Source organism: Cupriavidus sp. C2SS-8b, from assembly GCF_057073745.1.
The window spans coordinates 2420224-2439871 of record NZ_CP172716.1; the positions used below are offsets into that span (position 1 = coordinate 2420224).

Sequence of the window (19648 nt, forward strand, 5' to 3'; positions counted from 1 at the left end):
CGCCTCCCGAATCCCCGCAGTCATGGCAAATACCCACGAAATCCGCCCCGGCCAGTCGATCGAGCTGCTCAAGGAACTCCATATCCTGACGCGCGACGGCAAGATGAACCAGGACAGCCGGCGCAAGCTCAAGCAGGTCTACCACCTGTTCCAGTTCATCGAACCGCTGCTGCAGGAGGTCAAGTCCGAGCGCGATGCCGTCACGCTGGTCGACCACGGCGCCGGCAAGTCGTACCTGGGCTTTATCCTGTACGACCTGTTCTTCAAGAGCCTGCACGACCGGTCGCACATCTTCGGCATCGAAACGCGTGAAGAACTGGTGCAGAACTCGCAGGCACTGGCCACGCGCCTTGGGTTTCCGGGCATGTCGTTCCTGAATCTGTCGGTGGCCGACTCCATCACCTCGCCGGCGCTGCCGGAGACGGTCGACGTGGTCACGGCGCTGCACGCCTGCAATACGGCCACCGACGACGCCATCCGCTTCGCGCTGGCCAAGCGCGCCCGGCACATCGTGCTGGTGCCGTGCTGCCAGGCCGAGGTCGCGAGCGTGCTGCGCAAGAACAAGGGACGCCTGCTGGCCGGCAACCCGCTGACCGAGATCTGGCGCCATCCGCTGCACACGCGTGAATTCGGCAGCCAGGTGACCAATGTGCTGCGCTGCCTGCAGCTGGAGGCGCATGGCTACCAGGTCAGCGTGACCGAGCTGGTCGGCTGGGAACACTCGATGAAGAACGAGCTGATCATCGCCCAGTTCAAGGACTTGCCGCGCCGCCGTCCCGCCGAGCGGCTGGACAATGTGCTCGCCACGCTGGGGCTTGAAGAGATGCGCGAGCGGTTCTTCGCCGCACCCGAGCAGGCGACGAACTAAGCGTCCGCCGCGCGCGGCGCCGCGCTGTCGTCGCCGGCGTCGTCACCTTCCATCCAGCGCTGCCAGCCTTCATGGCCCAGGCGGCGCATGGTCTCCATATTGCGCTCGTAGATATCGGCCGCGTCGGGAAACGCCGCGGCGGCGCGGGCAATGCTGTCCTCGCGCAGCATATGCAGGATCGGATATGGCGCGCGGTTGGTGTAGTTCTCGATATCGTCCGGCTCCGTCCCCTCGAACTGGTACTGCGGATGGAAGCTCGCGATCTGCAGCATGCCTTCCAGGCGCAGGCTTTTGAGCAGGCGCTCGGCGAAGTAAAGCAGGTCGTTGAAGTCGAGGAAATCGGCCACCGCATCGGGCATGATCAGCAGCGTGGTATCGACCTGCGCGGGGTCGGTTTCGGCCAGATGCTTCAGCTCGCGCTCCAGCATGTCGAGCACGTCGGCGGCTTCGGTAGCTTCGCAGACCACATAGCGGACCTGCTCCTTCACATACACGCTCTTGGCGAAGGGGCAGAGATTGAGCCCGATGACCGCGCGCGCCAGCCAGTGGCGCGTGGCGGCAATGACGGCATCTTGGTCGGTGGCGGAAGACGGCATGGCGGCAAGGCTGGACAAAGCACCATTTTAGCGCTGCCGCAGGCTCTATAATCCGCGGCGTAGCACGCCCCTGCCATCCATCCCCGCCTTGCCATGCCGCCCACCGATACGCTTGCCGCCACGCCCACCATCCTGCCGGTTGAAGCCGCGGTGATTGGCGGCGGCCCCGCGGGGCTGATGGCGGCCGAGGTACTGGCTGCGCGAGGCGTCCAGGTACACGTATTCGATGCCATGGCATCGGTAGGCCGCAAATTCCTGATAGCCGGCAAGAGCGGCATGAACCTCACGCATGCCGAACCGGAACCGGCATTCCTGTCGCGCTACGGCGAGCGCACCGCGCAAATCACGCCGATGCTGGCGGACTTTGGCGCGCAAGCCTTGCGCGACTGGGTACACGAACTTGGTATTGAAACCTTCGTCGGCAGTTCCGGCCGGGTCTTTCCTACCGACATGAAGGCTGCCCCGCTGCTGCGCGCGTGGCTGCACCGGCTGCGAGAAGCCGGCGTGCAGTTCCATATGCGGCACCGCTGGCTCGGCTGGACTGACGATACGGCGCGTGCGCTGCGCTTTGCCACGCCGCAAGGCGAACTGCAGGTGCGCGCCGATGCCGTGATCCTGGCGCTGGGCGGCGCCAGCTGGGCTCGGCTCGGCTCGGATGGCGCATGGGTGCCGTTGCTCGCACAGCACGGCGTCGACATCGCCGCGCTGCGGCCGGCGAACTGCGGTTTCGATGCCAGCTGGAGCACGATGTTTGCCGACCGCCATGCCGGGCATCCGGTCAAGCCCGTTGCGCTGGCCGTGACCGATACGCAGGGCAACACGCACTATCGCCAGGGCGAGTTCGTGATCAGCGCGGGCGGCATCGAAGGCAGCCTCGTCTACGCATTGTCCGCGCCCATCCGGGACCGGATCGAGCGCGACGGCGAAGCCATCGTCCACCTGGACCTGCTGCCCAATCATGATGCGCAGCGCGTGCTGGCCGAGGTATCGCACCCGCGCGGCTCGCGCTCGCTGTCGAGCCACCTGCAGAGCCGGCTCGGCATCACTGGCGTGAAAGCAGCCCTGCTGCGCGAGTGCCTGTCGAAGGAAGCCATGCAGGACACTGCAACGCTGGCCGCATCGATCAAGGCGTTGCCGCTGCGCCTGTTGCGCGCGCGGCCAATCGACGAGGTCATCAGCTGCGCCGGCGGCGTGCGTTTTGAAGCGATGAACGCCAGCCTGATGCTGGACGCGCTGCCCGGCGTGTTCTGCGCGGGCGAGATGCTGGACTGGGAAGCCCCGACCGGCGGCTATCTGCTGACGGCCTGCTTCGCGAGCGGCCGCACCGCGGGCCAGGGCGCGGCGCTGTGGCTGGCCGCGCGCTGATCAGCGGCTTTCAGTGGCCGTTGACGATGGCCAGCGCCACGGCCTCGGCCACTTCGATGCCGTCGATCGCGGCCGAGTAGATCCCGCCCGCATAGCCGGCGCCCTCGCCGGCCGGATACAGGCCGTCCACATTCACGCTCTGGTAGTCCGCCTTGCGCTCGATGCGCAGCGGCGACGACGTGCGCGTTTCCACGCCCGTCAGCACCGCATCGTGCATGGCAAAGCCGGCAATCTTCTTGTCGAGTTCCGGCAGCGCTTCGCGGATGGCGTCGATGACGTAGTCGGGCAGCGCAGTGCTGAGGTCGGTCGGCGTCACGCCCGGCTTGTAGGACGGCTCGACCGAGCCAAGCGAAGTCGACGCCCGGCGCGCGATGAAATCGCCCACCAGTTGGCCCGGCGCGTTGTAGTTGCGTCCGCCCAGTTCAAACGCGCGCTCTTCCCACTTGCGCTGGAACGCGATGCCGGCCAGCGGACCGCCGGGGTAATCCTGCGGCGTGATGCCCACCACGATGCCCGCGTTCGCGTTGCGCTCCGCGCGCTTGTACTGGCTCATGCCGTTGGTCACCACGCGGCCCGGCTCCGAGGCCGCCGCGACCACGGTGCCGCCCGGGCACATGCAGAAGCTGTACACCGAACGGCCGTTGCTGCAGTGGTGCACCACCTTGTAGTCGGCCGCGCCCAGCAGCTTGTTGCCGGCGAACTTGCCGAAGCGGCTACGGTTGATCAGCCCCTGTGGATGCTCGATGCGGAAGCCGAGCGAGAACGGCTTGGCCTCCATGAACACGCCGCGCTTGTGCAGCACCTCGAAGGTGTCGCGCGCGCTGTGCCCTACCGCCAGGATGACGTGCTCGGCGGCAAGGTACTCGCCCGTGGACAGCTTCAGGCCGCGCAGCTTGCCCTGATCGATGTCGAGGTCGTCGACGCGGGTCTCGAAGCGGACCTCGCCGCCCAGCTCGCGGATCTCCGCGCGCATCTTCTCGACCATGCTCACCAGCCGGAACGTGCCGATGTGCGGACGCGCCTTGTACAGGATGTCTTCCGGCGCACCGGCGCGCACGAACTCGTTGAGCACCTTGCGGCCGTAATGCTTGGGATCCTTGATCTGGCTGTAGAGCTTGCCGTCCGAGAACGTGCCCGCGCCGCCTTCGCCGAACTGCACGTTTGACTCGGGGTTGAGCACGCTTTTGCGCCACAGTCCGAAGGTGTCCTTGGTACGCTCGCGCACTTCCTTTCCGCGTTCCAGGATGATCGGGCGGAAACCCATCTGCGCCAGCAGCAGGCCCGCAAGCAGGCCGCACGGCCCCATGCCGATCACCACCGGACGCTGCGTATTGCCGCCCTGCGGCGCCTGCGCGACGAAGCGGTACGCCATGTCGGGCGTCACGCTCCAGTTCGGCTTGCCGGCCATGCGCTTGATGGCGGCGGGCTCGTCCTTCACCTCGATGTCGATGATGTAGGTGAGCTTGATGTCGGAGCGCTTGCGCGCGTCGTGCGCGCGGCGAAACACCGTGTATTGCACAAGCCCGTCGCCCTTCACGCCGATCTGCGCCAGCGCGCCGCGCACGGCGTGGTCGAGATCGTCTTCGGTGTGTTCGAGGGAGAGCTTGAGTTCGGAAAGGCGGAGCATGGAAAACCTGCGAGGATGCGGCCACAAGCGTAGCCGGAACGGCCGCGTCATCCGTGCCAAGGGGCATCAGGAGCGGGCCAGAAAAGGGCACCCGGCCGGGCAAGGCTGGCCGGGTGCGCCATTCTATCGGGTTTCGGCCTGGACCGGGCCGCTCGCGGCCGCCCAACCATGGCGATGCAGCCATCCAGCCAGTGCGTGCCGCGTGCGTTGCCAGCGCCCCGGCGCAGGCTCCCGCCACATCACTTCGGCTGCGCCGGTTGTTGACACCGTCACCCAGCCGCTTTCACTGAGCACCAGCACCCCGCCGGGGCTGAGGCGGTAACGCAGGCCAAGTGTGCCGATCATTGCCCATTGCGGCGGCAAGGACACTTCGATACGTCCCCTGGCCACATGGATGACAGTGCCGCGCGCGGCATGGCGCCGAAGCGCCTGGCCAGGCCCGAGCGCGTAGCGGATCGGGGACATCGGTGCGGGGATCGAGGCTGGCATGAGGACTCCTTGCGTGGTTCGGACAGGTATCCAGCGTATCGGCGCCCCTCCGGCCCACACAGCCACAGCGCCATCGGCCCCGTACCGGAACAGTGCAGATTTTTTTGCTCTGTTACGATGCAGAACCCCACCTTCTGTATCTGTTCGCGCCCCTGCCAGCGGGGCGATCATGCCGTATGGAATCCGCCCCGCTCTACCAGCAGCTCGCCGATCACTACCGCCACGCCATCCATGCGGGCTCGCTGGCGCCGGGGCGCCGCATGCCGTCGGTGCGGGCGTTGATGAGCGCTCATGACGTGAGCCTGTCGACCGCGCTGCAGGCGTGCCGGCAGCTCGAGAGCGACGGCCTGGTGGAGGCGCGCCCGCGCTCGGGCTACTTCGTGCGAGCCACCACGCCCCTGCGCCTCGCGCCGATCACCGAGCCGGCGGCCACGCTGCCCGATCCGGCCCAGTACATCGGCATGCACCAGCGCATCTCGTCCGTGCTCGCGCGCAGCCAGCAGGACCCGTGCACCTTCAGTCTGGGCGGCGCCCGCGGCGCGCCGTCGCTGTACCCGCTCGCCGCGCTCCAGCAGGCGGCCGGGCGTATCCTGCGGCGCGACACCACGCTCTTTGGCGAAGCTGCCGTGCCGCGCGGCCACCCGGCCTTGCGCGCGGCGCTGGCCCGGCTGGCACTGCGCAGCCGCTTCACGCTATCGCCGGACGAGGTACTCATCACCCACGGCTGCACCGAAGCCCTGCAACTGGCGCTGCGCGCCGTGGCCGGACCGGGCGACGTGATTGCGGTCGAATCGCCCACCTATTACGGCCTGCTGCAGATCCTCGAAAGCCTGGGCATGCGCGCGCTCGAGATTCCCTGCAGCGCGCAGACCGGCCTCTCGCTGGAAGCGCTGGAACTGGCGGTGCGCACCTACGACAACATCCGTGCCGTGGTCGCCATGCCAAACCTGCAGAACCCGCTCGGTTCGGTCATGCCCGACGCCCACAAGATCCAGCTGGTGCAATGGTGCGAGGACCACGGCGTGCCGCTGATCGAAGACGACTGCCTGTCCGCCACCGCCGACCTCGACACGCCGCTGGCTGCCGCGAAGGCATGGGATCGCACCGGCAACGTGATCTACTGCTCGTCGGTGCACAAGACGCTGGCGCCCGGCGTACGGCTCGGCTGGATCGCCGCCGGCAAATGGCATGCGCGCGTGGAAATGCTGAAGTTCGCGCTGTCGCGCCCCAACGAAATGCTGTCCCAGGCGGTCGTGGCCGAATTCATGGCGACGGGCGCGTATGAGCGCCACCTGCGCCGGCTGCGCCTGGCGCTGCGCCAGCAGCGCGAGTGGACGGCGCAGGTAATCGCCGCAACCTTCCCTGCCGGCACACGGCTGACGCTGCCGCGCGGCGGCTTCCACCTGTGGGTCGAACTGCCGGAAGGCGCGTCATCCGAAGCCGTGTTCCATCAGGCCTTGCGCGAAGGCGTCTACGTGGCGCCGGGCCTGATGTTCTCCAACTCCCCGCGCTGCGATGGCTTTGTACGCATCAACTGTGGCACGCCGCGCTCGGCGCAACTCGAGCGCGCGCTCGGCACCGTGGCGTCGGTCGTTCACCGGCTCGCGGCATAGCCTTCGCTGCGCCACCGCGTGCGGCACTCGCCTTTTTTGCAACACCGTTCCCCTTTTTCATTTGCGCTGGCCTATCCTTGCCGCTGGCTTGGCCGACCGGTCCCTGGCGAGTCCCGGACCGTTGGCCATTGCCGCTGCACCCTGCCGATCATCGGGACAACAAGAAGAAGGGAGAATGGCCTTGCGCAGTGCATCCGCGGCGTCGCGCGTCGACGACGACTACCAGAACCTGTTTCAACTGGCGCCGGTCTCGCTCTGGCTGGAAGACTTCAGCGCCGTGCGCGAGCACTTCGAGCGGCTGCGCGCCGAAGGGGTGACGGACTTGCGGGCCTACCTGCGGGCCAATCCGGATGAAGTGGCGCAATGCTCGTCGCGGATCCGCGTGATCGCGGTGAACCGGCGCACGCTGGACTTGTTTCGCGCCGCCGACCTCGCCGACCTGGTCGGCAATCTCGACACCGTCTTCCGCGATGACATGTTCGACCAGCATGTCGAGGAGCTCGGCCAGCTTTGGGATGGCGGGAACCGTTTCGCCAGCCAGACCGTGAACTACACGCTCGACGGCGAGCGCCTCGATATCCGCCTGGAAGCCACCGTCATGCCCGGCCATGAAGCCGACTGGGAGCGCGTGCTGCTGTCGATCGAGGACATCACCGCGCGCGTGCGTACCGAGCGCAACCTGCGCCGCAGCGAGCAATACGCGGTAGGCCTGTTCGAGCATTCGCCCGTGTCGCTCTGGGTCGAAGATTTCAGCGCCGTGAAGATGCTGCTCGACGAAGTCCGCGCGGCCGGCATCACGGACTTCCGCACCTTCCTCAACGTGCATCCGGATTTCGTGTCGCGCTGCATGCAGGAAATCCGCGTGCTCGATGTCAACCAGCAGACGCTGCAGATGTTCGGCGCGGCCTCCAAGGAAATCCTGCTCTCGCGCCTGGGCGATGTGTTCCGCGACGACATGCGCATTCACTTTGCCGAGCAGCTGGTCGACCTGTGGCACGAAAAGCTCTGGCAACAGCGCGAGGTCATCAACTACGCGCTCGACGGCCGCTCCGTCGACGTCTTCATGCAATGGTCGGTGTTCCCGGGCTGCGAACAGGACTGGGAACAGGTGCTGGTGTCGCTCACCGACATTACCGCGCGCAAGAAGGCCGAAGCCTATGTGGAGTTCCTGGGCAAGCACGACGTGCTGACCAAGCTCTACAACCGCGCCTTCTACGAAGACGAGCTGGCGCGCCTGGGCCGCAAGGGCCCGTGGCCGGTCAGCGTCATCGCCGTCGACCTCAACGGGCTGAAGACAGTCAACGACCAGTTCGGGCATGGCGACGGCGACGCGCTGCTGCGGCGCACCGGCGAAGTCCTGAAGAAAGCCGTGGGCGAACAGGCCTGCGTGGCCCGCACCGGCGGCGATGAATTCATGGTGCTGCTGCCCGGCCGCGACGAGCGCGGCGCGGCCACCGTGGTCGAGCAGATCGAACAGGTCGTGGAACTGAACAACCAGTTCTACCCGGGTACCGGACTTAGCCTCTCCATTGGCGCTGCCACCTGCCTGCAGGGCGAGCGCCTGAGCGACGTGGTGAAGGTGGCCGACAGCCGCATGTATGACGCCAAGCGCGCCTACTACGAAGACCGGGGGGACCGCCGGCAGGACTAGGCGGGTTCCACCATGGCAAAAGAGCCGGCGTTTTGCCGGCTCTTTGCTTACAGGTAGATGATCAGCGCGATGCCCGCAATGATCAGCCCGAACTTGGTTACGTAGTACAGCTTGCGGTTCCAGGCTTTGTAGCGGCGGCGGTATTGCCCGGCAACCCAGACGAAGCGGAACAGCTTGTTGATCGTGCCGGTCTGGTCGTTCTCGTCATTGGGCGAGCTTGCCGCGGTCATGACCTTGCGGCCCAGCCAGTGATTGATCTTGCTGGCCCAGCCAAAACGCATCGGGCGCTCGATGTCGCAGAACAGGATCAGCCGGTTGGCATCGCTCTTGTTCTCGGCCCAGTGCAGGTAGGTTTCGTCGAACACCACGCCCTGCCCGTCGCGCCAGCTGTGGCGCTCGCCATCGACCTCGATAAAGCAGCGGTCGTCGTTCGGCGTGGCCAGGCCCAGGTGGTAGCGCAACGAACCGGCAAACGGATCCCGGTGCGGATTGAGCTTGCCGCCCGGTGGCAGTTCCGCGAACATCGCGGCCTTCACGCTTGGAATGCCTTGCAGCAACGCCACCGTCTTCGGGCACAGCGCCTCGGCCGACGGATGCTGGGCCTCATACCACTTCAGGTAGAAGCGCTTCCAGCCGTTCTTGAAGAACGAATTGAAGCCCGCGTCGTCGTTCTTCTCCGCGGCCTTGATCTTGCGCATCGCTGCCAGGGCCAGGCCCTCGTCACGGATCTCCGGCCACGCGGCGCGGATCCGTTCCAGGTCCGGGAAGTTGTCGAGCGGGATGTAGGGCGTGCGCGGCACACCCGAGAACGCGTACATGAAGCAATTGACCGGCGCGACCAGCGCCGAATGGTCGAGCAGCTGTCGCCAGATGCGCAATCTCGCCTTGCCGCGGAAGTGCACATACAGGATGGCGCCGAGATACGCGGCGACGATAATCCACTTGATCACCCGAATTTCCCCCAGGCGGCTCTGGAGCCCGCACGCACGGAACGTGCGCAGCCGGGGCCGGAGCCAAAACGCGTATTTTAAGCGAAATGCGGGGCTTGCCGCACCGTGATAAGGCGGCGACACATGGCCGTCCCGGCCGAGGCGCGGACTAGCCGCGCGACTGGCGCGAAATGCGCTCGATCAGCGCACGCGCATCATCGGGCATGCCCTGCAGGGTCAGCAGCCTGGCGTTGAGGACGATGTTCTCCAGCACCAGCTTGGCGGTGGACGCCCACAACGTCGCCAGCTGGGCTTCCGCGGGCATGCCGGAGGCTTCGAGCGCGTTCGAGCGCTCGGCGATGAGCCGGCACGCAAGCTGGCGCAGCGCCGCATCGTCGAACGGCAGGTTGGCGTAGTCGATCGGGTCTTCCTTCTCCACCTCGACCATGAGTTGCATCAGGATGTCTTCGGTCATCGGCAAGCGCTCCTGGCAATCCGCTTCACGTCCGCTTCACATCCGCGTCAGACGCGGAAATCCGCAGCCATGTCGACTTCGGTGCGCGCTTCGAGCCGGCCCGAACGGCAGGCGGCCGCGAAGCGCTCGTAATCCTTTTCAACCTGGTCGGCATAGCTGTTCGAATAGCCTACCATCACTTCGGCCATGCGGTCGCCGGTGCCGAGATAGCCGCTGATCTCCGCGGCGAGCCCGCCGGACTTGGCGTGGGCCCGCGCCAGCACCCAGCCGCAAAGTGCCGCGTATCGGCCCAGGGTCTCGACATCCATCAGCTCGAACTGCGGCGCCAGCTTCATGTCGCGCAGCTGGCGTACGTAGAAGTGGCGCCCATAGGGTCCCTTGGTCCACCCAAGGAAGAGGTCGCTGGCGGCCTGCATCAGCCGCTGCCCCTCCACGACACGCCGGCCTTCATGCGATGCCGCCGGACACTTGAAATGGCGCGCCACGACCGAGCGCGTGGCTTCCTTCACTTGCAGGAAGATCGGTTTGCCATGGCTGTCGATCATCAGCTGGATCAGGCACCGCGTGCCGACGCTGCCCACGCCAACCACCTTGAACGCACGGTCGTGGAGCGTGAAATGGCTTAGCAGCCGCCGACGGTCAGGGGCGAGCGTGCTCAGGTATTCCTGGTAGACCTTCACGGCGACGTCATCGACATTCGTTGCCGTCATCCAGTCGTCGTCGGGGTCGAACAGCGTCTGCTGGCCGCGCACGTGGAAAACCGCCGGCGGGGCATCGAGGATGGTCCACTTGTCGCCGACCAGTTCGGCCAGCTTGGGCAGCAGCGCCTCGCTGGTGCGGTCGGCCGCGCGTTCGATGCCGCGCCGGATACGCTTCTGGATGTCGGGCGAGGTTTCCTGTTCCAGCAGGCGATCGAAGGTAATACGGTCGTACCAGGTCTCCAGGATGCCCATTTCGGAATAGGCCTGCATGCGGTCCTGGTAGCTGCGCACGAGCTGGTAGACCAGATCGTCGGCCACGCCCTGCTTGTGCCGAAGATGCCGGGCAGCCACGACAAAGCTCGCGGCCAGGCGTTTGAGATCCCATTCCCATGGACCGACGCTGGTCTCGTCGAAATCGTTCACATCGAACAGCAGCGCGCGCTCGGGCGTGGCAAAGCCGCCGAAGTTGGCAACGTGGCAGTCGCCGCAGATCTGCATGGGCAAGCCGGAATCGGGCGTCCCCGCGAGATCGTGAGCCTGGACGATCGCACTGCCGCGGAAGAACGCGAACGGCGATTCCATCATGCGGCCATAGCGCAAGGGCACCAGTTGCCGCACGCGGCCTTCGCTGCTGATCTTCAGCAACTCGACCGGATCCCGGTCCACATTGCCGATCGACAAATGCGCGCCGCGCGGCACCTTTCTGCGCACGGACTTGCCGCTCCCGCGCCGATCGCCCAACGCTTCCGTTGTTGCCACAATGCCTCCATGCCGGGAGCACCGGCGATTGCAATTTGTGCGGTATCTGTAACAGAAGCTAGTGCACGGTCAGGTGCTTGTCAATTTCAGGAGATGTGGAACGCATAGTCCTACGAGCTCGGGACGATTACGCAGTGCGTCTCAGGGATATCACTCTCTTCTCTGAGCGGCGACTGATGCTAATCTCCCCGCTGCTCCTGGAACCCAAGGTTTGCAGGTGATGCAGCCCGCACGATCCTCATCGCGGTGTTGCCTATCATGAGTTTTCGCGCCTTTCGCGAGCGCATCGCAAGATGCACTGAACAAAGCGAGTGACATGCAGTCTCACTCACTCGCAATCCAACGAAGAGTCGCGTTCATGACCAAGCGTTTGTTGTCCGCCATGCGTCAGTACGTATGGTTTGCCGGTGTCAAACACCATGTCGTCCAGGGCGTCGAAGCCCTGGCCGAACTGCTCAAGTCCCCTTCCGCGGCGGCCCGCGCGGTAGCTGCCGTCATTGCCGAGACCGAACACGGCGTTCAGGTCTGGGTGTCGTACTTCGGCAAGCCGCTGGACCCGCATACGAACTATGTCCTCTGGCCCGCCCGGGCCTTGCGTCCAGCGCGCCGTCGCGTCCAGCCCATTCCGCTCGAACCTATGCGGCGCACGCGCGACGACTGAGTACTGGAAGGGGCTTGCCCCTTCACTACAATGACTTTGTGTCCCCGTCGTCGACAAGGAGCAGACATGCCCGAACCGAAACATGACGAAGCGCTGGTCAACCTTTATCTCGAACGCATTTCGGCGCTTTCAGTCAGCGCATTCGACGGCGCCGACGTCAGCGGCGAACTCGATGAAGTCGTGCGCGAAGCCGCATCGCGCAGCGGCGCGGACAGCGGCACGCTGAGCGTGCTGGCGAGTCGCCTGCGCGAGCGCGCAGAGGCCGCCGATCGCGAAGGCCAGCCGCTGGTGCGGGATACCTTTGCGCGCGCCGCCAGCCTGGTTGCATCGAAATAGGGCGATGCGCCCGGCATTAACGATGCACGACCGATCAAGCGCGAACGCGAACGCAAATCGACCGCACCGTGCTTGACGGTTGAGTCTGCTTGAATTGCTTTTGGGAAATTTGGCCGAGCGGCCTTGGAACCAGGCACCTGAAGGGTGTTGGTTGCGGGGGCAGGACTTGAACCTGCGACCTTCGGGTTATGAGCCCGACGAGCTGCCAACTGCTCCACCCCGCGTCTGAGAAGAAAGATTATGCAAGACCCGCGCGTGATTGGCAAGCTTTATTTCCGCCCACGCACGAATTCCCGCTCTCGATAGCGCGAAACATCATGCGCTGCGGCGCTGCTTGCCTGCAGGTTCGGCTTCGGCGAGCACGGCTTCGATGTCGCTATTTGGCCGGCCCGACGATCCTATCCACCAGGGAGTAACCGGCACTGAAGGCCGCGACTTCCGCCGCGTGCCGGGTGGCGAAGGGCTGCGCGCCGCTCGAGAGCAGTTCCGTGTCGCCCGCATCGGCCGGGTCCATGCCTTCCTGACAGACGCGCACCTCGTAGGCCCAGCGCGGCGATGCCTCCATGCTGACCACGCCTTCACCCCCTTCATGCTGAGGCGTCACGAGCACGTAAACATCCATGTCGCGATACGCTTCCACACGCCACTCGGGTTGTGCCATGCCAATCTCCTTTTGCGAAACCATCACTCCTTGTTTCGAGCCTAGGCGCGCGTTCAAGCGATCGCAAGGCGGCGCGGCAATCAGCATGCAGCCATGCCGATTGCATGTAAGGAAATCTGGATGAAAGGATTTGTCGCGCGAGACAGGCGGCACGCAATAAGACAGGCCGCAACAGCGCGAAAATCAAAGACGCGCGAAAATAGCGCAATGAGGGAAACGCGGAACGGCGGAAATGAAAAAGGGCTTCCGTTTCCGGAAGCCCTTTTCGTACTGCATAGGTGGCGCGGCTGGCAGGATTCGAACCCACGACCCCTTGGTTCGTAGCCAAGTACTCTATCCAACTGAGCTACAGCCGCACTCGAGAAAAGAGATTATATCTGAATTTTCTTTTTTGGGAACCCCCTCGTGCACTTTTTTTCGTTTTTCTTGCAAGCACGGGCCGCCTGAGTGGTTTTCTATAATGGCAGACCGACGATGTGATCCCGACCATGAACAAAGCATTTGTCAAAGAATCGTCCGATGACGACGAGGACGATCTCCCCGAAGGCGCTACCCCGCTGCCTGCCGGCACCAAGAACTACATCACCGAGGAAGGCTACAACCGCCTGCGCAACGAGCTGATGCAGCTGATCGACGTCGAGCGTCCCGATGTCGTGCAGATCGTGTCGTGGGCTGCTTCCAATGGCGACCGCTCCGAGAACGGCGATTACCTCTATGGCAAGAAGCGCCTGCGCGAGATCGATCGCCGCATCCGCTTCCTGACTCGCCGGCTGGACAAAGCCGAAGTCGTCGACGCCTCCCTGCAGGGTGATAACGACCAGATCTTCTTCGGCGCGACGGTCACCTACGCCACCCAGTCCGGCGAGGAAACGACCATCACCATCGTCGGCATGGACGAGGTAGATCTCGACATGAATCACGTGAGCTGGATCTCGCCGATCGCCAAGGCGCTGATCAAGGCGCGCGAGGGTGACACCGTGGCGCTGCGCACGCCTGCCGGCGTGGAGCAGATCGATATCCTGGACGTCAGCTATCCGCCGCGCAAGACAGGCTGATTCGCGCCCTGGCAGCGCTCAGCCGTCGTTGCGGTCGCGGAAGATGCGGATCACGTCCGGGTTGCGCCGCAGGGCCCGCATCACATTGGCCAGGTGCAGGCGGTTCTGTACCTGGATGATGAACTGCATGTAGGTGGCTTCCTGGTGGCCTGCGTCCTGCTGCTCCATCGACACGTGCGCCACGTTGGCGTCGGCCGAAGTCAGGTCCGCGGCCACGCGGGCGACGATGCCCTTGACGTTGCGCACCATCACCTTGATCGACACGTCGAAGGCGCGCGTGGTCTTCTTCGCCCACATGACATCGATCCAGTGCTCCGGATCCTTGCTGTGCAGGCGCTTGGCCACCTTGCAATCCTGCACATGGATTTGCAGGCCCTCACCCTTGCCGAGGTAGCCGACGATCGGGTCGCCCGGGATCGCGCGGCAGCATGCCGGGAACAGGATCGACATGCCTTCGTCGCCAGTGATCGGCACGGCCGGCGCTTCTTCTCCCGAGAAGGTCTGCACGGCCGCCAGCAGCGCGCTGTCGACATCGCCGGACAGTTCCTGCAGCAGGATCTCCATGCGCTTGGCCACCACGGCAGGCACGCGCCGGCCCAGCGCCAGGTCGGCGAAAATGTCCTCGCGGTGCTTGTTGCCGGTCCACTGGATCATGCGGTCCCACACCGACTGCGGCACCGCCTTCAGCTCGATGCCGAGCTGGCGTGCCGACTGCTCGAGCAGCCGCTCGCCGAGCTGGATCGCCTCGTCGAGCTTGGTGGTCTTCAGGAAGTGGCGGATGGCCGCGCGCGCCTTGCCGGTGCGCACGAACGAAAGCCATGCAGGGTTCGGCTTGGAATACGGGGCCGTCACCACTTCGACGATATCGCCGCTCTTGAGCTCCGTGCGCAGCGGCAGCAGCTCGTTGTTGATCTTCACGGCGACGCACTGGTTGCCCAGGTCGCTGTGCACTGCGTAGGCAAAGTCCAGTGCGGTGGCGCCGCGCGGCAGCGCGCGGATATGGCCCTTGGGCGTGAACACGTAGACCGCGTCGGGGAACAGGTCGATCTTGACGTGTTCCAGGAACTCCTGCGAATCGCCGGTCTGGCTCTGGATATCGAGCAGCGACTGCAGCCACTGGTGCGCCTGCTGCTGGATATCGTTGGCATGGTCCGCCTGCGTCTTGTACATCCAGTGCGCGGCCACGCCGGCCTCTGCAATCTGGTGCATCTCGCGCGTGCGGATCTGGAATTCCACCGGTGTGCCGAACGGACCCACCAGCGTCGTATGCAGCGACTGGTAGCCGTTGATCTTCGGGATCGCGATGTAGTCCTTGAACTTGCCCGGCATCGGCTTGTACAGGCCGTGCAGCGCGCCCATCGCCATGTAGCAGTGCATCTGCGTTTCCACGACCACGCGGAAACCATAGACATCCAGCACCTGCGAGAACGACAGCTGCTTGTCGTGCATCTTGCGGTAGATGCTGTAAAGCGTCTTTTCGCGGCCGGACAGTTCCGCGACGATGCCAGCATCGGCCAGCCCTTTCTGCGCGGCCTCCAGGATGCGCTTGACCACTTCGCGCCGGTTGCCGCGCGCGGCCTTAACCGCCTTTTCGAGCGTGGCATAGCGGAACGGCGAGCCGACCTTGAACGACAGCTCCTGCAGCTCGCGGTAGATGGTGTTGAGACCGAGCCTGTGCGCAATCGGCGCATAGATCTCCATGGTCTCCAGCGCAATGCGGCGGCGCTTCTCCGGCGGCACGAAGTCGAGCGTGCGCATATTGTGCGTACGGTCCGCCAGCTTCACCAGGATCACGCGCACGTCGCGCGCCATCGCCAGCAGCATCTTGCGGAAGCTTTCCGCCTGCGCCTGCTCGCGGCTCTGGAATTCGAGCTTGTCCAGCTTGGTCAGGCCATCGACCAGTTCGGCGACCTTGGGACCGAATCGCTCGGCCAGTTCGCTCTTGGTGATGCCCTGGTCTTCCATCACGTCGTGCAGCAGCGCCGCCATGATGGACTGCACATCGAGCCGCCAGTCCGCGCACAGCTCGGCCACCGCCACCGGATGGGTAATGTACGGTTCGCCGCTCTGGCGGTACTGGCCCAGGTGAGCCTCGTCGGAGAACTGGAAGGCTTCGCGTACGCGTGCCTGGTCCGGCGCCTTCAGGTAGGCCAGCTTCTCCATCAGCCGCGTGATGGAGATGACCTGCTGGCGCGGCGGCACCGCGGGTTGCGACGTCGGCCCGAAGAAGTGCCGGTAGGACTGCGCCAGCACGGCGTCGATGAACAGGCTGTCGCCCGCCAGTGCCGCCGGCGCCTCCTCCATGGCCATCACGTCATCGTGCGAATCCGACGCGGGCGCCATGCGTGCCTTGCCCTGCGCCATCGGCGGCACGACGGCACGCTCGCCGACAACATCGTTGCCAAGCGGATCAGGAAGATTGGGAGCGCCGGTGCGCGCGGTCACGGATGCCTGGCCGGTCGAAGAGCGCTTACGCGCGGACGCCGCTCCGGCATCGCTGCCCGTCTCGCTGCGCGCGGGCGCGGCGCCGGCCGGCTGGCCGGGAGAGACGGTTGACGAGGATGGGTGTGACGAAGGCATGGGGGCGGCCCCTGGAATCCGGTTGCTGGATGCGTGCGCATACGATGCAAGGATGAACCACAGGCCGCCCGGGGAATCAGGTCGGTACCTTCTTGAGCATTTCGATGCCGACCTGGCCCGAGGCGATTTCGCGCAGGGCAACCACAGTGGGCTTGTCCTTCGCTTCCACCTTCGGGGTATGGCCCTGCACCAGCTGGCGCGCACGGTACGTGGCTGCCAGGGCGAGCTCAAAGCGGTTCGGGATGTGTTTCAGACAATCTTCGACGGTAATACGCGCCATATCAAATCCACCTTGGGACAAAACCTGTTGGGTTGCTATTTTACAGCACCGCGCGCGAATCGCCCCGCGACGCACCGCGCGCACGCATGCTCAGTGAATGCCAAGCTCGATGAAGAGCTCGCTGTGGCGCGCTTTTTGCGAGGAAAAGCGCAGGCGCGTGGCACGCACCACGTTGCGCAGTTCTTCGAGCGCGTCGTCGAATACCTCGTTGATGATGACGTAGTCCGACTCCGACGCATGCGACATTTCGCTGCCCGCTGCCAGCAGGCGCCGCACGATCACGTTCGGCTCGTCCTGCCCGCGCTTCTTCAGGCGCTCTTCCAGTGCCGTCAGCGACGGCGGCAGGATGAAAATCTCCATCGCGTTGGAGAAGCGCTTGTGCACCTGCTGCGCGCCCTGCCAGTCGATTTCGAGCAGCACGTCGTTGCCCTGCGCCATCTGTTCCTCGATCCACACGCGCGAGGTCGCATAGTAGTTGCCGTGGACTTCTGCCCACTCGAGGAATTCCCCACGGTCACGCGCGGCACGGAACTGATCCACGGTACAGAAGTGGTACTCGCGACCATCCTGCTCGCCGGGGCGCGGCGCGCGCGTGGTGTGGGAGATCGACAAGCGGATCGCCGGGTCCTGCGCGAGCAGTGCGTTGACCAGCGTCGACTTGCCGGCTCCGGAGGGTGCCACCACCATGAACAGGTTGCCGGGGTAGACGGTATCGATGGCAGTGTGAGGCGTATCGCTCATGTGATTGTTTTGGATCTTCTGGCGTCGTGGCGCCGGGTGAAACGGAATGCGTCGGACCGGCGCGTTATTCGAGGTTCTGGATCTGCTCGCGCATCTGCTCGATCAGCAGCTTGAGCTCCATCGACGCATCGGCCAGTTCCTTGGCGGCCGCCTTGGAGCCGAGCGTGTTGGCCTCGCGGTTGAGTTCCTGCATCATGAAATCGAGCCGCTTGCCGGCCTGCCCGCCCTTCTTCAGGATATGACGGGTTTCGTTCAGGTGGGCCTGCAGGCGCGACAGCTCTTCCGCGATATCGATGCGGATGCCGTAGACCGTGGCCTCCTGGCGGATGCGCTCGGCGACCTCGTCGCGGCTCATCGACGGCATGCCTGCCGGCGCCGCCAGGTTGAACGCTTCGCGCAGGCGCTCGGTCAGCTTTTCCTGATGATGGGCGATCAGCTGCGGAATGGTGGGCGTGAGGCGTTCGACGATGGCCAGCATCGTGTCGATGCGCTCCATCAGCGTCGCCTTGAGCGCCTCGCCCTCGCGGCGGCGCGCCTCGCGCAGCTGGTCCAGCGCTTCGCGCGCGGCGCCCATCACGGCCTCGCGCAGCGCGTCCTGTGACAACTCGGGCTCGACCAGCACGCCAGGCCAGCGCAGGATCTCGCCCATGCGCAGCGTGCCCGCCGTCGGGAAAGTGTTCGCGACCGTCGACTCCAGCGCGCGGATCTGGCCGAGCAGGCCTTCATTGAGCGCGAGCGTGGCGCCGCCGGTATCGGTGCGCTGCAGGTTGATGCGGCATTCCAGCTTGCCGCGCGACAGCTCGGCCATCAGCATCTCGCGCAGCGCCGGCTCGAACGCGCGGCACTCTTCGGGGGCGCGGAACAACAGGTCGAGAAAACGCGAATTGACAGTCCGGAATTCCACCGAAACGGAGGCCGTCCTGCCGCTGGGCTCACCCTGCGCGTTTGTCAGCGGTGCCTGGCGGGTTGCCAGGCCATAACCTGTCATGCTGTGAATCATTGAGTGTTCTCGCGAAATGGCGCGGACCCGGGGGTAGGCTGGGCCCGCCGCAAAGGCGTCTTGTATCCGCCGAAATGGGGCAACAATGCCCGCTATTGTGTTCTTTACAAGTGACCGATTAGCCGTGACAATCCCGAGGCAAATCCGGTCCGATTCCTATGACAGAGCCCAAGGGCGCTACACAACCCAAGAGTGCACCGCTGCCCGTCGGCACGCTGCTGTCCAACTATCGTATTGTAAAGAAGTTGGCCAGCGGGGGGTTCAGTTTCGTTTACCTGGCCACGGACGAGACCGGGGCGCCGGTTGCCATCAAGGAATACCTGCCCTCATCGCTGGCGCGCCGCAACCCCGGCGAACTGATCCCGATGGTGCCCGAGGAAAACGCGGCATCGTTCCGCCTGGGCCTGAAGTACTTCTTCGAGGAAGGCCGTTCGCTGGCCCGCATCTCGCACCACAGCGTCGTGCGCGTGGTGAACTTCTTCCGCGAGAACTCTACCGTCTACATGGTCATGAACTATGAGATGGGCAAGACGCTGCAGGAGCATATCCTGGCCGCGCGCCAGCAGGGCCGCGCCAAGGTGCTGCGCGAGCATTTCATCCGCAAGGTCTTCCATGACCTGATGAGCGGGCTGCGCGAAGTCCATATCCACAAGCTGCTGCACCTGGATATCAAGCCCGGCAACATCTACCTGCGCGAGGACGAATCGCCGATCCTGCTCGATTTCGGCGCCGCGCGGCAGACGCTTACGATGGAAGCCAAGCGCTTCCAGCCGATGTACACGCCCGGCTTCGCCGCGCCCGAGCTGTACGGCAAGCACAACGAACTGGGCCCCTGGACCGACGTCTACAGCCTGGGCGCGACGCTTTACGCCTGCATGGCCGGCATGCCGCCGCAGGAAGCCAACCAGCGCGAAAAGGACGACCGCATGGGCGATGCCATCACGCGCCTGCGCAGCAGCTACACCAATGGCCTGGTCGACCTGGTCGAATGGTGCCTGCGGCTGCCTCCTGCAGAACGCCCGCAGAGCGTCTTCCGCCTGCAGAAGGAGCTGCGCGAGCAGACCAACGCGCTCGGCGAGCAAGCCGCGCAGGCGGCGCCGCCCGCTCCCGCGGAACGTCCGGAGCGAACCGGCCCGTCCAGCCGCTTCCTGACCTTGCTGCGCCGCCGCGACGACACGGTGGCCGCGACCACGCGCCAACCCGCGGACACAGGCGGCGACTGAATCACCCCCGGTCGCGCCTTTCAGAACCGAATTCTCCC

At 65.1% G+C, this 19648-nt stretch carries 19 protein-coding genes and 2 tRNA genes; 8 read left to right on the forward strand and 13 right to left on the reverse strand.

Annotation, left to right across the window (positions count from 1 at the left end; translation table 11 throughout):
• Positions 1-22 precede the first annotated feature (22 nt).
• Positions 23-868: a class I SAM-dependent methyltransferase gene (locus tag ACIGJB_RS11185; protein ID WP_483729885.1), complete on the forward strand. Its 846-nt coding sequence runs from the start codon at positions 23-25 to the stop codon at positions 866-868.
• Here ACIGJB_RS11185 and ACIGJB_RS11190 read toward each other — a convergent pair.
• Complete coding sequence (locus ACIGJB_RS11190; protein WP_483729886.1) at positions 865-1464, reverse strand: DUF1415 domain-containing protein; 600 nt, start codon at positions 1462-1464, stop codon at positions 865-867. The two genes, ACIGJB_RS11185 and ACIGJB_RS11190, sit on opposite strands and share 4 nt — an antisense overlap.
• Before the next feature lie 93 nt (positions 1465-1557).
• Between ACIGJB_RS11190 and ACIGJB_RS11195 the strand changes: the two genes are divergently transcribed.
• Positions 1558-2829 carry a TIGR03862 family flavoprotein gene (locus ACIGJB_RS11195; RefSeq protein WP_483729887.1) on the forward strand — a complete coding sequence of 424 codons (1272 nt, stop codon included), beginning with the start codon at positions 1558-1560 and terminating at the stop codon, positions 2827-2829.
• A 10-nt stretch (positions 2830-2839) separates the two neighbouring features.
• Here ACIGJB_RS11195 and ACIGJB_RS11200 read toward each other — a convergent pair whose 3' ends face one another.
• Both ACIGJB_RS11200 and ACIGJB_RS11205 read right to left on the reverse strand, forming a co-directional pair.
• Positions 2840-4456 (reverse strand): NAD(P)/FAD-dependent oxidoreductase, encoded by a 1617-nt coding sequence (locus tag ACIGJB_RS11200; protein ID WP_483729888.1) that lies wholly within the window; start codon positions 4454-4456, stop codon positions 2840-2842.
• 123 nt (positions 4457-4579) lie between these two features.
• Complete coding sequence (locus ACIGJB_RS11205; protein WP_483729889.1) at positions 4580-4945, reverse strand: hypothetical protein; 366 nt, start codon at positions 4943-4945, stop codon at positions 4580-4582.
• A gap of 176 nt (positions 4946-5121) precedes the next feature.
• On the opposite strand from ACIGJB_RS11205, the gene ACIGJB_RS11210 reads away from it, so the two are divergent.
• Positions 5122-6558: an aminotransferase-like domain-containing protein gene (locus tag ACIGJB_RS11210; RefSeq protein WP_483729890.1), complete on the forward strand. Its 1437-nt coding sequence runs from the start codon at positions 5122-5124 to the stop codon at positions 6556-6558.
• A gap of 175 nt (positions 6559-6733) precedes the next feature.
• Complete coding sequence (locus ACIGJB_RS11215; protein ID WP_483729891.1) at positions 6734-8209, forward strand: sensor domain-containing diguanylate cyclase; 1476 nt, start codon at positions 6734-6736, stop codon at positions 8207-8209.
• Positions 8210-8256: 47 nt separating this feature from the next.
• On the opposite strand, the gene lpxO is transcribed toward ACIGJB_RS11215, so the two are convergent.
• The 3 genes from lpxO to ACIGJB_RS11230 form a co-directional block, all read right to left on the reverse strand.
• Positions 8257-9159, reverse strand: coding sequence for a lipid A hydroxylase LpxO (gene lpxO / locus ACIGJB_RS11220; protein ID WP_483729892.1), 903 nt, complete (start codon positions 9157-9159; stop codon positions 8257-8259).
• Between the two features lie 148 nt (positions 9160-9307).
• A complete protein-coding gene (locus ACIGJB_RS11225) occupies positions 9308-9613 on the reverse strand; it encodes a hypothetical protein (RefSeq protein ID WP_483729893.1) in 306 nt (101 codons plus the stop codon).
• A 47-nt stretch (positions 9614-9660) separates the two neighbouring features.
• A complete protein-coding gene (locus ACIGJB_RS11230) occupies positions 9661-11073 on the reverse strand; it encodes a DUF2252 domain-containing protein (RefSeq protein ID WP_483729894.1) in 1413 nt (470 codons plus the stop codon).
• A 358-nt stretch (positions 11074-11431) separates the two neighbouring features.
• On the opposite strand from ACIGJB_RS11230, the gene ACIGJB_RS11235 reads away from it, so the two are divergent.
• Entirely contained in the window at positions 11432-11734 is a 303-nt protein-coding gene (locus ACIGJB_RS11235; protein ID WP_483729895.1) for a hypothetical protein, read from the forward strand.
• 66 nt (positions 11735-11800) lie between these two features.
• Complete coding sequence (locus tag ACIGJB_RS11240) at positions 11801-12070, forward strand: hypothetical protein (protein ID WP_483729896.1); 270 nt, start codon at positions 11801-11803, stop codon at positions 12068-12070.
• Positions 12071-12218: 148 nt separating this feature from the next.
• On the opposite strand, the gene ACIGJB_RS11245 is transcribed toward ACIGJB_RS11240, so the two are convergent.
• The 3 genes from ACIGJB_RS11245 to ACIGJB_RS11255 form a co-directional block, all read right to left on the reverse strand.
• A tRNA-Met gene (locus ACIGJB_RS11245) sits at positions 12219-12294 on the reverse strand.
• A 152-nt stretch (positions 12295-12446) separates the two neighbouring features.
• The gene (locus ACIGJB_RS11250) at positions 12447-12731 is read right to left on the reverse strand and encodes a hypothetical protein (RefSeq protein ID WP_483729897.1); all 285 of its coding nucleotides are present in this window, start codon (positions 12729-12731) and stop codon (positions 12447-12449) included.
• Between the two features lie 279 nt (positions 12732-13010).
• Positions 13011-13087: transfer RNA gene (locus tag ACIGJB_RS11255), tRNA-Arg, on the reverse strand.
• Positions 13088-13219: 132 nt separating this feature from the next.
• Here ACIGJB_RS11255 and greB point away from each other — a divergent pair.
• On the forward strand, positions 13220-13786 hold the full coding sequence (greB, locus tag ACIGJB_RS11260; protein ID WP_483729898.1) for a transcription elongation factor GreB: 567 nt from the start codon (positions 13220-13222) through the stop codon (positions 13784-13786).
• Between the two features lie 18 nt (positions 13787-13804).
• Here greB and ACIGJB_RS11265 read toward each other — a convergent pair whose 3' ends face one another.
• The 4 genes from ACIGJB_RS11265 to ACIGJB_RS11280 form a co-directional block, all read right to left on the reverse strand.
• A complete protein-coding gene (locus ACIGJB_RS11265; RefSeq protein ID WP_483729899.1) occupies positions 13805-16366 on the reverse strand; it encodes a RelA/SpoT family protein in 2562 nt (853 codons plus the stop codon).
• A 76-nt stretch (positions 16367-16442) separates the two neighbouring features.
• Positions 16443-16646, reverse strand: coding sequence for a DNA-directed RNA polymerase subunit omega (rpoZ, locus tag ACIGJB_RS11270; RefSeq protein ID WP_006578656.1), 204 nt, complete (start codon positions 16644-16646; stop codon positions 16443-16445).
• 90 nt (positions 16647-16736) lie between these two features.
• A complete protein-coding gene (gene gmk / locus ACIGJB_RS11275; RefSeq protein WP_483729900.1) occupies positions 16737-17387 on the reverse strand; it encodes a guanylate kinase in 651 nt (216 codons plus the stop codon).
• A 64-nt stretch (positions 17388-17451) separates the two neighbouring features.
• The gene (locus ACIGJB_RS11280) at positions 17452-18387 is read right to left on the reverse strand and encodes a YicC/YloC family endoribonuclease (protein WP_483729901.1); all 936 of its coding nucleotides are present in this window, start codon (positions 18385-18387) and stop codon (positions 17452-17454) included.
• Positions 18388-18545: 158 nt separating this feature from the next.
• Between ACIGJB_RS11280 and ACIGJB_RS11285 the strand changes: the two genes are divergently transcribed.
• Positions 18546-19610: a serine/threonine protein kinase gene (locus tag ACIGJB_RS11285; RefSeq protein ID WP_483729902.1), complete on the forward strand. Its 1065-nt coding sequence runs from the start codon at positions 18546-18548 to the stop codon at positions 19608-19610.
• Positions 19611-19648 lie beyond the last annotated feature (38 nt).